Origin of the sequence: Mameliella sp. MMSF_3455 (assembly GCF_030733205.1) — a bacterium.
Lineage (GTDB): Bacteria > Pseudomonadota > Alphaproteobacteria > Rhodobacterales > Rhodobacteraceae > Antarctobacter.
Genome location: NZ_JASHJL010000075.1, coordinates 1 through 12937, shown reverse-complemented (window position 1 = coordinate 12937; position 12937 = coordinate 1). Strand labels below are relative to the sequence as shown.

Sequence of the window (12937 nt, the reverse complement as noted above, 5' to 3'; positions counted from 1 at the left end):
TAGGGCGGGTCCGCACGGCTGCCTGATCCACCGCCTTGGCGGCGAGAACGGCACCCTTGGCCCCGCCCACCGAGGGCGCGGGGCCAAGCCCCTGATGGGGCCGCATGACTCAGTGCATGCTTTCCTCGGTTTTGCCGAGCTTGCCCTCGGCAATCCAGCGCGCCGCGAGGACAAAGGCGCCCATCGCGAAATCCTTGCCGTGCTCGTCCATCATTTCCTCGGCCATCTTGGCGATCTCCGAGAAATAACGGTCCTTGCTCTGCTCTTCCTTGGACAGTTCGAGTTTCATGGTTTCCTCCCGTTTTCTTTTGCGTGTCAGTTACTTGAACATGACCTTGGGAAAGGTCAGGATGGCTGCGCGACCATCGGCGAAGCCCAACGCCAGATGCTGGCCATCGGGCGACCAATCCATTGCCGTGACCGGGGCGCCCTTGCCCTCGACCAGCATCAACTCGTCCGGCTGGCCAAGCGGGCAAAGCGTCACCAACCCGTTGGCATAGCCCACCGCACAGCTGTCGCGCGCCGGATTGGGCGCCACGCGGTCCACCAGGGTCAGACCCGGCTTGCCGGTGTGGATGGGGTCGCCCTCGTACTTGCCGAACGGCAAGTCCGGACAGCGCCAACCGACCACCCGAAAGGCGCCGGAGGCCACCAGCACGTTGGCCTTGTCGCTGAAGGCGGCAGAGCCGACAGGCGCCGGGAACCCCTCGATCACGTCCGCCTCGCCGCGCAGGACATTGACGACCACAAGGGATGTCTCGCGGCATCCGGCGACGATCCACTTGCGGTCCGGCGACCAGGCAAGGCAGTCCAGCGTACCCTTGGCGGCGATCTCGGTGCGGGTCTCCAGCGTCTCGGTCTTGAGCACAATGATCCGCTCGCCGCAGCGCGCGGCGATCAGCTCTCCGTCCAGGGAAACGGCCAGCTGCGTGACGGGTTCGCCCAGGTCGCATTCTGCCAGGGGCGTCATGTCCTCGGCCCTTAGCAGCGCCAATGCCCCGCCTCGGGCAACGCAGACCGCCTCTTGCCCCGGCGCGGCGCACACCGCCGTTATCGGCTCGGCGCTGGTCTGGGCCAGCTTGACCACCTGTCCCCGCGCCGTCACCCGTGTCAGGGCGCCGGACTGGTCGACGACCGCAAACCCCTGCTCACCCAACGCGCAGAATCCCGGTGCCTCTGACAGTGACACATCGGCTGCCACGTGCGGCGCCACCGGGTTCTCACGCGGGCGGATGGTCGTCCGCCCGGTGTCGAATTCCATTCGGATACGCTTTTCGGGATGCTCGGCATCCGCCATCGGCAAGAGCGCCAGCCCGCCCCCCTCCATCCGGCAGGCCACGGCAGAGCCGCTGGCGTTGAACCCGACCTGCCGCACCGGGGCGGACAGCGTCCATTCCCGTCCGATCAGGTCGAACAGGCTGAGCGCCTGGGGTGGTTTCGTCTCGATCATGTCTCTCCTCCTTCGACCTTGGCCTCGAGTTCCTCGTCCAGCTCGGCCAGACGTTGCTCGAGCGCGTCGATCTTTTCTTCACAGGTTTCCAGCGCGCCCTCGGTGCGCCCCATCTCGCGGGCAACACCCCGGTCCTCGTCGTCCTCGGCCATGTCCAGAACCTGCATTCCGCTCTGTTTCTGGGTCAGCCGAAGATGCTCTGCGGTGATCTCGGAGATCCCCTGGATCGTCTCCAGACGCTCCATCAGGATGTCCTGTACGCTTCGCCGTTGATCGCTCATGCCTGCCCCCTATAGTGCCCGCCCAGCCGGAACAGAGAGGTCCCGTCAGAATGATCAGCCCCTTCGACACCCGTTTCTTCGCCACCCTGGCAGAGGTCGCGGCCCAGACGCTGGACCCGCAGGACAGCTACATCGCCACCGCCCGCAAGGCCGCCCGGACAGGCGCCCCGGAGGACCTGCGCGCGGCACGACGGGGGCTGGACGACCTGCCCGCCGAGCAGCGCGACCGGCTGATGGCGGAAACCCACAGGCGTCTGGCCACGGACCTGTCGGCGATCTGGGACCAGATGCCCGGCGCCCCTTCGGGCGGGCGCATGAATTGACCTGAGACACGCCCCTCGGCGGGACCGCGCCGGACAGATCCGGCCGGTTCCGGTGACGGAAGATTGCGGCGTGGCGATCAGGTTCGGGCGGTGTCGGGCTTGGTGTGTCATGGTCGCGCCATGCTACCTTTCGCGACTTGCGGCGCAAGAAAAACATGTGAAAATTCAAGTTATTAGGACACAAGTGGACGAGTGGACGAAAAGTTGTAAAGCTTCGTTACACTGTCCGGAAGGCTTCGTAAAAATCTGTTTCGATGCTGTCCGCGATGGCCCTCCGGGAAGCGCGAATCTGCCGCGGTGCGGCGAATCGTTGCACCTGAGATGGCCGGATTTGCGCCCCTTTCTCTCAACCGTTCCGGACCATGTCCCGGGCTTTGGGCAAATCCACGCCACTGCCCCGGCGGGCAGGACCGACAAGGGCTGTCCCTCCCCGGTCTCTCTGGTCGGTCCGGCAAATAATCGCCTCCCGCACAATATGGGGCTGCCCTTTAGGATGAACCACTTGCAAGGGATCGGCGCCGGCCGCCCCTGCTGAGATAGAGACGATACCGACCAACCGGGGACTTGACGCAACGACGGCATTTCGGTGTCAATTGGTCCCCACGACCCCGGCGTCACCCCGGGGCATCCGGGCGGCGCTATGCAAAATGTTTATGACATGGTAATCTTTTGTGCGGGGAGACGTGGAAATGGACATCTATACAACGGGCGCCGAACGACGCCCCGATCAGCATGACGCCAGAGGAGCCATGTTCGACGATGCCATCGCCAGCCCGGTTCGAGTCCGGCCAAAATGGGTGCCGCTTGCCTGACCGCCAAACCTTCACCGCCGGCGCAGACCCGCGCCCGGCCCTGACAGAGTGACCGATGGGGCGACCTAGATATTTCAAGGCCACACATGGTGGCACCGATGACGCCGGACTGTTCCCCGAGTACTCGGAGGGCGAAACCCGTCGAGCCTGGGAAAACTATGTCACCGGCCAGTCCGAGACCGGCGAGGTGCGCAGCGAGATCGTCCAGTCCTGGCAACGCAGCATGAACCAGGGCGTCGATGCGACGCGGTTGCAGTCACGCAAGATCGAACACGACGAGGAATTGCGCAAGCTGCGCCGTCGCAATGCCAGCCTGCGACAGGCCGCCCGCGCGGCCTTTGCCCGCCTGGAGCCACATCTTGCAGGTGCGCAGGTGATCCTGATCCTGACCGACAACAACGGCGTGATCATCGACGCCATCGGCGATCACGACGTGCTGGACGCCGGGCAGAACATCCACCTGGAAATCGGCGGTGTCTGGAACGAGGACGTGATCGGCACCAACGGCATCGGCACCGCGCTGAAGACCGGCAAGCCGACCTATGTCCACGCGGCCGAACATTTCTGCCAGGGCGTACAGGCCTGGACCTGCGCCGGGGTTCCGATCTTCGATCCGTTCGACCGTTCGGTGATCGGCGTGGTGGACCTGTCCGGACCGCCCGACATCTTTCGCCGCCACAACATCGCGCTGGTGGTCGCCGCCGCGCGCGAGATCGAGATCGCCCTGGCCGAACAGCAGCGCGAGGAACGCACGCGCCTGCTGGAAACCTTCCTGAACTCCGACGCCAGCCGCCCGGATACCAGCGTCCTGTTGCTGGACAAGGTGGGCCGCATCATGTTCCGCCGCGGTCTGGACGACCGGCTTCACCTGCCGCGCCCCGATTTCGCGGTCGGCCACCAGTTGCTGCCGCTCAGTGCCAACATGACCGAGGGCGACATCCGCGCCGCCCTGCCCCACGACATTGAAACCGACGGCATCACCCGACTGGAATACGACGGCAGCCTGCGCGGTGCGGCCCTGTCGCTGAAACGCTCTACCGCCATCCGGCCGCAGGATACGGTCGCCGTGCGCATCAAGCCCCGTGCCAATGTCGACGAGGACGAGATCGTGATCGTAGGCAACGCGCCCAAGATGCTGGAAGCGATCGAACTGGCCGAACGTGCCGCCTCTGCCGGGGTGACGGTCCTGATCCAGGGCGAAACCGGTGTCGGCAAGGAGCTTTTTGCGCGCCTCGTGCACAACCGGATCGACCGCAGGAATGCCCCCTATGTCACCGTCAACTGCGCCGCGATCTCCAAGGAGCTGATCGGGGCCGAGCTTTTCGGCCATGTCGAGGGCGCCTTTACCGGGGCACTGCGCGGCGGCAAGCCGGGCAAGTTCGAACAGGCCGACGGCGGGGTGCTTTGCCTTGACGAGATCGGCGACATGCCGGTCGAACTGCAACCCTACCTGCTGCGGGCCCTGGAGCAGCGCGCCGTCTACCGGATCGGCGACGACCAGCGCCGCCCGGTCAACGTGCAGCTTGTGGCGATGACCAACCGCAACCTGCGCAGCGACGTGGAACAGGGCCGGTTCCGCCGCGACCTGTTCTACCGGATCGGCATCGTCGCGATTGACGTGCCCCCCCTGCGCCAGCGCAGCGGCGACGTTCCCCTGCTGATCGACCATTTCAACGACGTCTTTTCCGAAAGGTTCTCGCGCCCGCGCCTGGCCTTGGCCCCGGCTGTGCTGGACCGGCTGAAGGAGTACCGTTGGCCCGGCAACGTGCGTGAACTGCGCAATCTCGTGGAACGGCTCTATCTGCTGAAATCCGGCCCAGAGGTCGGGCTGAACGATCTGCCACCCGAAATCGTCGAACCGGCGGACGGCCTTGGGTTCAGTCACTACGTTGACGTCGAAGAGGCGCCCATCAACCTCGAGAACATGGAGGCGATGACCATCCGGCGCGCCATCCAGGCGGAAAAGGGCAACCTGACCCGCGTGGCCGAGCAACTGGGCATCTCGCGTCCCACGCTTTACCGCAAGATCAAGCAATATGGCATTCCGCGCGACTGACCGGGCAAACGGCCGCCAGGGGTGACAGACCGTGACGGTGCATGACTTCCCGGGGCGCCTCGTGGCAGAGGATTTCTGCCTGAGACCGATGTCCGAGGGCGACCTGCCAGAGGTCACCCGACAGCTGTCGGATGAACGCGTCGCCCCTTGGCTCGCCGCGGTCGCCCAGCCCTTCGGACTGACCGAGGCACAGGCGCTGCTGGAACACGGCCAGCACCCGGGCGAACACATCCGCATCATCGAGGTCGAGGGCAGCGCAGCGGGCTGTATCTGCCTGGGCGCAGGTCTGTGGTACTGGCTGGACCCGGCCTTTCAGGGCCGCGGACTGATTGGCGCGGCCTTGCGTCTTGCCCTATCACAGTGGTTCTCCCGCCCGGCGCCTCCGCTGCTGGCGACCTGTCGGACGGACAACACGGCCTCTCTGGCGCTGCTGGCGCGGCTGGGCTTTGCGCGCTGCCCCGGATCGCGGCGCATGTTCTTTCAGGCCAACGGCAGGTCCCATCCCTGCCACGACTTCCTGATGGCTCCGGAACAGTGGCACCTGCTCAACCCGCCCCTGTACGCACTGGGCGGTCTGCGCCTGCGCCCGGCCCGCCAGAAGGATATCCCCGCCCTTGCGCTGATGCTGCCCCGCGCCACGCCACCCTGGCCAGCGGCGGAGGCCCTGCCAAGCTTTGTCGAAAGGCACCGCTTTCGCGGCGCTGCAACCGGGCTGTTCGTGATCGAAGACAAGCTGGATCGCAGCATCGGCATGGCCCTGGTGGCGGTAGGTGCTGCGCCCGCGTTGGCCTTTCTATCCTGCGACGAAGCGAAGGCCCACGGCGAAACCATCGCGCGGGCGCTTGCCGAAGGGTTGCCGAGCCCCGCCCGCTAGCGGTTCCACGGGGCCTCGGTTTCGGGGGCGATGTCCCATGCCTTGATCGCCTCGCGCAGGGTCTCTGGAGGCAGGTCGCCTTCCCGCACCAGCGCCTCGATCGCCGCGAGCGCGATGTTCTGCCGGTCGACCTCGAAGAACCGGCGCAGCGCCTGGCGATTGGCCGAGCGACCGAACCCGTCCGTTCCCAACATGGTCATCGGCGCGCGCAGATAGGGCGCGATCTGTCCCGGAAAGGCCCGGACGTAATCGCTTGCCGCGACCACGGGCACCGTGCCGCCCAGCAGGGCTTCGACGTGACTGGTCTCGCGCTCATCCGGCGCCCGGAAGCGGTTGCGCCGCTCGACCTCCATCGCGTCGCGGGCAAGTTCGGTATAGGAGGTGGCCGAGTACACATCAGCCATGACGCCAAAGCCCTGCAACAACTCCGCCGCGGCGAGAACCTCCATCAGGATCGTCCCCGATCCCAGCAGACGCACGCGGGGTCCGGTTTCCCCGACACTGCGCAGCTTGTAGAGCCCCTTCAGGATCCCGCTCTCGGCGCCGTCGGACATCGACGGCTGGTCGTAGATCTCGTTCATCACCGTGATGTAGAAAAACTCGTCGCGCTGCTCGTCCAGCATCCGCGCCATGCCGTGGTCCATGATGACCGCCAGTTCATAGGCGAAACATGGATCCCAGGCGCGGCAATTCGGGATCGCCGCCGCCGCCATGTGGCTGGAGCCGTCCTGGTGCTGCAGCCCCTCGCCCGAAAGCGTCGTGCGCCCCGCAGTCGCCCCCAGCAGGAAGCCGCGCGTTCGCTGATCGGCCGCCGCCCAGATCAGGTCGCCCACGCGCTGAAAGCCGAACATGGAATAGTAGATGTAGACCGGCAAGAGCTCGGTATCGTGGACAGAATAGGCCGTCCCGGCGGCGCTCCAGGAACTGATCGCGCCCGCCTCGGTGATGCCCTCTTCCAGCAACTGCCCGTTCGCCGCCTCCTTGTAGAACATCATCGCGCCCTTGTCCTCGGGATCGTACAACTGGCCGTCGGGGGCATAGATGCCGATCTGGCGGAACAGGTTGTCCATGCCAAAGGTGCGCGCCTCATCGGCCACGATCGGCACGATGCGTGGGCCGAACGCCTTGTCCTTGAGCAGGTAGCCCAGCATCCGCACCGCGGCCACGGTGGTGGACATCGGCTTGCCATCGGCCTGCAGGGCAAAGCGCGCCCAGGTCTCCGGCGAGGGACGGGCGGGCGCCGGGGTCGTCGGCTGCGCCACCCGGCGTGGCAAGGCCCCGCCCAGCGCCGCGCGACGCGCGGTCAGGTAGCGGATCTCGTCGCTGTCTTGCGGCGGGCGGTAGAACTCCAGCGCCTCGACTGCTGCATCCGTCAGGGGCAGGTCGAAACGGTCGCGGAAGGCCAGCAGCGCGTCCATGTCCAGCTTCTTGGCCTGATGCGCGGTCATGCGGGACTCGCCAGCCCCGCCCATCCCGTAGCCTTTCTTCGTCTTGGCCAGGATCACTGTGGGCTGCCCCTTGTGCGCCTTTGCCGCCGCAAAGGCCGCATAGAGTTTCTTGAGGTCATGCCCGCCGCGTTTCAGCGCGTGGATCTCGTCATCCGTCAGATGCCGCACCAGCGCAGCGCTGTCGGGATCGGCGTCGAAGAACCGGGCCCGGTTGTAATCCCCGGCCTTGGAGCCGAGGTCCTGGTAAGCGCCATCCACCGTTTCCGCAAAGCGCCGCAGCAGGACATGATCCGTGTCACGGGCAAAAAGGTTGTCCCATTCCGACCCCCAAAGCACCTTGATCACGTTCCATCCAGCACCGACAAATAGCGACTCCAGCTCCTGTATGATCTGCCCGTTGCCGCGCACCGGGCCGTCTAGACGCTGCAGGTTGCAGTTGACGATGAAGGTCAGGTTGTCCAGCCGTTCCCGCGCGGCCAGGGTCAGCCCGGCGATGGATTCCGGCTCGTCCATCTCACCATCCCCGAAGACGCCCCAGACATTGCGCTCCTCGGTCCGGGCCAGGCCACGGGCTTGCAGGTAGCGCATGAACCTTGCCTGGTAGACGGCGCTGAGCGGGCCGATCCCCATCGACCCCGTCGGCACCTGCCAGAAATCCGGCATCAGCCAGGGATGCGGGTAGGAACACAGGCCCTTGCCCGGCACCTCTTGCCGGTAGTTGGCAATGTCCTGCTCGGACAGACGTCCCTCCAGAAAGGCACGGGCGTAAACCCCCGGCGCCGAATGCGGCTGGAAGTAGACGAGGTCGCCGCCGAAATCGCCGTCCCGCGCCCGGAAGAAATGATTGAAACCGACCTCGAAGATCTCGGCCGCCGAGGCGTAGGACGCAATGTGCCCGCCCAGTTCGCCATAGGTCCGGTTCGCCCGCACCACCATAGCCAGAGCGTTCCAGCGGATGATCGAGGTGATGCGTTCCTCCAGCGCAAGGTCGCCGGGATAGGCGGGCTGACGGGCCAGCGGGATCGTGTTGCGATAGGCCGAATAGGGCACGCCACGGGTCGTGACCCCCAGCCGCCGCGCCCGGTCGAGCACCGCGTTCATCACGAAATGCGCCCGTTCCGGGCCATCATGGTGGGTGAGGCTTTCCAGTGCCTCGATCCATTCGGCGGTTTCTGCGGGGTCCGGATCCCGGGGGATACGGTCAAAACGGGTCTGGTGCCGGGTCATCTGTCACTCCTGCCTTTGACCCAGCCTAGTCAGCGGATCGGGGCGAAAGGTGCCAAACCCGCCACCACTCTGGTTGACGTTTGGCGGAATCCACCAATACTTGGACAAAAACGCGAGAAAGCCGCCATGAGCGCCCATGTCCTCGATTCCATCGACCGCGCCATCCTGCGCGAGGTCCAGCGAGATGCCCGCCTGACCATGCAAGAGCTGAGCGGGCGGGTGAACCTGTCGCCGTCCCCTTGCGCGCGGCGCGTCCGCATCCTTGAAGAGCGTGGATACATCAGCGGCTATCACGCGCATCTGGACGAGGCGAAACTGGGCTATCCCTTCAGCGTCTTCGTCTCGGTCAAGCTGGATCACCAGATCGACGATCGGCTCCAGGCCTTCGAACAGGCGGTCAACGCCTACCCCGAGGTGATCGACTGCTGGCTGATGACGGGCACGCGGGATTACCTGCTGCGTGTCGCCGTGGCCGATCTGGTCGAGTTCGAGGGCTTCCTGACCCGCCGGTTGACCAAGGTGCCCGGCGTGGCCTCGATCGAATCCTCGATCCCCATCCGGCGCGTCAAGAAGGGGGTATCACGGTTGGACTGACCCGCCCTGTCAGTCCCCGTCCAACGGATGGAAACAGGCCGCCTGCACATGGTCGCCTTCCAGCCGGGGCACCTCGTTGCGGCAGCGGTCGCTGGCGCGCGGACAGCGCGCGGCAAAGGCACAGCCGGGCGGCGGGTTCAACGGGTCGGGCAGCTCGGTTTCCTTGGACTCCGGCGCCGTCAGCGGCCGCCCCACCACCGGCGCACTGTCGGCCAGCAACTTGGTATAGGGATGACGCGGGGCGCGGAAAATCTCCTCGGCCGGCCCCAATTCCACGACCGAACCGAAATAGAGCACCGCGATCCGGTCGCTGACCGCCTCGACCACCGCAAGATCGTGGCTGATGAAGAGGTAGGTCAGGCTGAATTCCTTTTTCAGGTCCGCCAGCAGGTTCAGCACCTGCGCCTGCACCGAAACGTCCAGCGCCGAGACCGGCTCATCAAGGATTAGGATACGCGCGTTTGCCGCCAGCGCCCGCGCAATCCCGATGCGCTGCGCCTGCCCTCCCGAGAATTCATGCGGGTAGCGGTCCAGGAACTCCTCGCGCAGGTTCACGCTGGCAAAGATCTCGGCAATTCGCCTGTCGCGCTGCGAGCGGTCCATGCCATAGAGGCGTTTCAGCGGCGCCTCCATGATCTGGCGGATCGTCTTGCGCGGGTTGAGCGAGGATATCGGATCCTGAAAGACGTACTGGATGCGCTTGCCAAAGACCGCCGGGTCGGCGTTGTCCAGCGCCGCGCCGTCGATCTCGATGGTGCCGGTCGTGGGTTCCAGCAGGCCGACCAACATGCGCGCCAGCGTGGACTTGCCGCAGCCGGACTCTCCAACGATGCCCAGCGTCTCGCCCTGTTGCACTGACAGGGTGATGGGATGCACCGCCTTGACCGTCCCCTTGGAGGCCGCAAGAAAGCCGCCGCCCACCGGGAAACTCTTGGACAATTCCGTCAGTTTCAGCGCCTCGGTCATTCGGCGGCCTCCTTCAGCGGGGTCACGGGATGGATGCAGCGCACGGCGCGCGCGCCTTCGCGTTCCAGGTCGATCTTGCCTTGTCGGCAATCCGCCTGTACCCGGTCACAGCGGTCTGCAAAGGCACAACCCTCGGGCAGCTTGTCGACCACGGGCGGCAGGCCCGGGATCGCCTCCAGCCGCCGCTTGCCCTCACCCAGTTCGGGCACGCAGGCCATCAGCCGTGCGGTATAGGGGTGGGTCGGTGTCTCAAGCACCGATTGCGTCGGCCCTTCTTCGACGATCCGGCCCGCGTACATCACGGCCACCCGGTCACAGAGTTGCCCAACCACGCCGAAGTCATGGGTGATGAACACGATGGCCAACCCGCGAGAGCGGCGCAGGTCATCCAGCAGCGACAGGATCTGCGCCTGCACGGTCACGTCCAGCGCCGTGGTCGGTTCATCCGCGATGATGATGTCGGGATCATTGGCCAGCGCCATGGCAATGCCGACACGCTGGCGCATCCCGCCCGACATCTCGTGCGGGTAATCGGTGATCCGCTTTTCGGCGTTGGGGATACGCACGGCCTTCAGCAGCTCGATGGCCCGCGCCTGCCCCTCGCTCTTGCTGATGGGGCGATGCGCGCGGATCGCCTCGATCAGCTGGTCCCCCACCTTGTAGAGCGGGTGCAGCGTCGCCAGAGGGTCCTGGAAGATATAGGCCACGTTGCGCCCCCGCATCTCGCGCAGCTTGCGATAAGGCGCGCCGATCAGGTCTTCACCGGCATAGCGCACCGCCCCGCCGGTGATGACCCCGGGCGGCGAGGCCACCAGCCCCATGACCGACAGCGCGGTGACCGATTTACCCGACCCGCTTTCGCCGATCACGCCCAGGCATTCGCCCGGCTTGACGTGCAGGGACACGCCCCCCACCGCGCGATAGACGCGGTCCTTGACATGGAACTGGGTCTGCAGGTCCTGCACCTCCAGCAGGCCCTTGCCCTCGGCCGCCGGCACCGGGTCCTTGCGATTGACCAGCGTGGCGGCCATCGGACGCGACAGGGCGCCGGACTTCAGCCTCGGGTCCAGCGCGTCGCGCACGCCGTCGCCCAGCAGGTTGATCGACATGACGATGATCAGGATCATGATCCCGGGCACGACCGAGGTATGCGGATTGGTGATCAGCGCCGAGCGCGCTTCGCCCAGCATCGAACCCAGGTCCGCCTGCGGCGGTTGAGAGCCCAGCCCCAGGAACGACAAACCGGCCGTTTCCAGGATCATCCAGCCGATGGTCGTGGACATGGCGATCACGATCACCGGGATCACGTTGGGCAGGATCTCGGTCAGGATGATGCGTGTGTTCGACAGGCCCGCCAGTCGCGCCGCATCGACGAATTCCTTGTGTGCGATGCCCACGGTGATGCCGCGGATGTTACGCGCAAAGAAGGGCACGTTCACGGCGGCCACCGCGATCAGCGCATTGAACAATCCCGGCCCCAGGGCCGCGACGATCGCCAGCGCCAGCAGGATGTAGGGAAAGGCCATCAGCATGTCGACGCCGCGCATGATCAGGTTGTCCGTCCGCCCGCCGTAGAACCCGGCGACGATGCCGATGGCCGCGCCCAGCGTGGCGGCGACCACGGCAGCGGCAAAGCCGACCGCCAGCGACAGTCGCGTGCCCCACATCAGCCGAGACAGCAGGTCCCGGCCAAGGTGGTCGGTGCCCAGAAGCGCGCCCTCGGTAAAGGGCTTCTGGAACCGCGCGGCGGTGTTGGTCACATTCGGCTCCGCCAGCGGCAAGAGCGGCGTGATCAGCGCGAGCAGAACGACAAGGCTCAGGACGATGCCCCCTGCCAGCGCCAGCCGGTTGCGGGCGAGGAGTTTGAGAAAGGCGATCATGTCTTGATCCTCGGGTCCAGCAGGCTTTGCGCCACATCCACCACGATGTTGAAGAGGACGTAACAGGCGGCGACAAAGACCACGCCCCCCTGCACCAGCAGGATGTCCCGCTTCAGGATCGCATCGACCAGCATCCGGCCCACGCCCGGCCACTGAAAGACGATCTCGATATAGACCGCGCCCGACAGGACAAAGCCCGCCTGGATGCCGAGAACGGGAATGATCGAGACCATCGCCGCCTTGAGCGCATGGCGCCAGATCACGCCGCGTTCATTCACGCCCTTGGCGCGCGCGGTGCGGATGAAATCCTGCCGCAGCACCTCCAGCATGGCGGACCGCGACAGTCGCGCGATCACGCCTGTGGCCACCACCGCCAAGGCGGTCGCCGGCAGGACAAGGTGATTGAGCAGCGCCCAGATGTCCCGCGTGCCGTAGATCGGCCACATGCCGGACACCGGGAAAATCCGCAGGTTCACCGCAAAGAACAGGATCATCATCATACCAAGAAAGAAGCTCGGGATCGAGATCCCCAGCAGAACGACAAAGGTGATGCCCTTGTCCGCCCAGCCGTACTGGTTGGCGGCCGAGATCACGCCCGCCATGATCCCCAGCACCGAACAGATGACAAAGGACGTGCCGGCCAGGATCAGCGTCCCGTTGAACCGCTCCAGAACCTCGTCGATCACGGGCCGGTTGAGCGAGAAACTGGTGCCGAAATCGCCTTGCAGCATGTTGCCGAGCCAGATGAAGTACTGCGCCACCAGGGGCTTGTCCAAGCCAAGGTCGCGGTTCAGCTTCTCCACGTTCTCCGGCGTTGCGTAGCTGCCCAGGATCGCGGTGGCCGGATCGCCCGGGATCAGCGCCATGATCAGGAAGACGATCACGGTGATGCCCAGCAGGACCGGAATGGCGGAAAACAATCGTCCGAGGATATAGCGCCCCATGCGCACCCCCTTTTCTGGCGGGAAAACGCCCCCTGGCTTCTTTGGGCAAGAAATACCTCCGGGGGGTGCGCATGGGGCGCTA

12 protein-coding genes are annotated in these 12937 nt (G+C 65.6%); 5 read left to right on the top strand and 7 right to left on the bottom strand.

The genetic code is table 11. From position 1 onward, the window contains the following. Nucleotides 1-109 precede the first annotated feature (109 nt). The 3 genes from RBB42_RS27245 to RBB42_RS27235 are packed head-to-tail and all read right to left on the bottom strand — an operon-like array spanning nucleotide 110 to nucleotide 1731. Nucleotides 110-289 carry a hypothetical protein gene (locus tag RBB42_RS27245; protein WP_305972217.1) on the bottom strand — a complete coding sequence of 60 codons (180 nt, stop codon included), beginning with the start codon at nucleotides 287-289 and terminating at the stop codon, nucleotides 110-112. 30 nt (nucleotides 290-319) lie between these two features. Beyond that, nucleotides 320-1450, bottom strand: a complete 1131-nt coding sequence (locus tag RBB42_RS27240; protein ID WP_305972216.1) for a WD40 repeat domain-containing protein — start codon at nucleotides 1448-1450, stop codon at nucleotides 320-322. Beyond that, a complete protein-coding gene (locus tag RBB42_RS27235) occupies nucleotides 1447-1731 on the bottom strand; it encodes a hypothetical protein (protein ID WP_305972215.1) in 285 nt (94 codons plus the stop codon). Before RBB42_RS27235 ends, RBB42_RS27240 begins: the two co-directional genes overlap by 4 nt. A gap of 50 nt (nucleotides 1732-1781) precedes the next feature. Between RBB42_RS27235 and RBB42_RS27230 the strand changes: the two genes are divergently transcribed. From RBB42_RS27230 to RBB42_RS27215, 4 genes are all read left to right on the top strand, one after another. Then, nucleotides 1782-2054, top strand: coding sequence for a phospholipase D-like domain-containing protein (locus RBB42_RS27230; protein WP_305972214.1), 273 nt, complete (start codon nucleotides 1782-1784; stop codon nucleotides 2052-2054). Between the two features lie 689 nt (nucleotides 2055-2743). Continuing rightward, entirely contained in the window at nucleotides 2744-2866 is a 123-nt protein-coding gene (locus tag RBB42_RS27225; protein ID WP_305972213.1) for a hypothetical protein, read from the top strand. A 55-nt stretch (nucleotides 2867-2921) separates the two neighbouring features. Then, nucleotides 2922-4922, top strand: coding sequence for a sigma-54-dependent Fis family transcriptional regulator (locus RBB42_RS27220; RefSeq protein WP_305972212.1), 2001 nt, complete (start codon nucleotides 2922-2924; stop codon nucleotides 4920-4922). 31 nt (nucleotides 4923-4953) lie between these two features. Further along, the gene (locus tag RBB42_RS27215) at nucleotides 4954-5796 is read left to right on the top strand and encodes a GNAT family N-acetyltransferase (protein WP_305972211.1); all 843 of its coding nucleotides are present in this window, start codon (nucleotides 4954-4956) and stop codon (nucleotides 5794-5796) included. Here RBB42_RS27215 and mdeB read toward each other — a convergent pair. After that, complete coding sequence (gene mdeB / locus RBB42_RS27210) at nucleotides 5793-8471, bottom strand: alpha-ketoglutarate dehydrogenase (protein WP_305972210.1); 2679 nt, start codon at nucleotides 8469-8471, stop codon at nucleotides 5793-5795. The genes RBB42_RS27215 and mdeB overlap by 4 nt on opposite strands. A gap of 126 nt (nucleotides 8472-8597) precedes the next feature. Here mdeB and RBB42_RS27205 point away from each other — a divergent pair, with 126 nt between their 5' ends. Next, nucleotides 8598-9065: an Lrp/AsnC family transcriptional regulator gene (locus RBB42_RS27205; protein ID WP_305972209.1), complete on the top strand. Its 468-nt coding sequence runs from the start codon at nucleotides 8598-8600 to the stop codon at nucleotides 9063-9065. Nucleotides 9066-9074: 9 nt separating this feature from the next. On the opposite strand, the gene RBB42_RS27200 is transcribed toward RBB42_RS27205, so the two are convergent. The 3 genes from RBB42_RS27200 to RBB42_RS27190 are packed head-to-tail and all read right to left on the bottom strand — an operon-like array spanning nucleotide 9075 to nucleotide 12855. After that, the gene (locus tag RBB42_RS27200) at nucleotides 9075-10031 is read right to left on the bottom strand and encodes an ABC transporter ATP-binding protein (RefSeq protein WP_305972208.1); all 957 of its coding nucleotides are present in this window, start codon (nucleotides 10029-10031) and stop codon (nucleotides 9075-9077) included. Then, entirely contained in the window at nucleotides 10028-11911 is a 1884-nt protein-coding gene (locus tag RBB42_RS27195; RefSeq protein WP_305972207.1) for a dipeptide/oligopeptide/nickel ABC transporter permease/ATP-binding protein, read from the bottom strand. The genes RBB42_RS27200 and RBB42_RS27195 overlap by 4 nt, the downstream gene beginning before the upstream one ends. Next, nucleotides 11908-12855, bottom strand: coding sequence for an ABC transporter permease (locus RBB42_RS27190; RefSeq protein WP_305972206.1), 948 nt, complete (start codon nucleotides 12853-12855; stop codon nucleotides 11908-11910). The genes RBB42_RS27195 and RBB42_RS27190 overlap by 4 nt, the downstream gene beginning before the upstream one ends. Nucleotides 12856-12937: the final 82 nt, after the last annotated feature.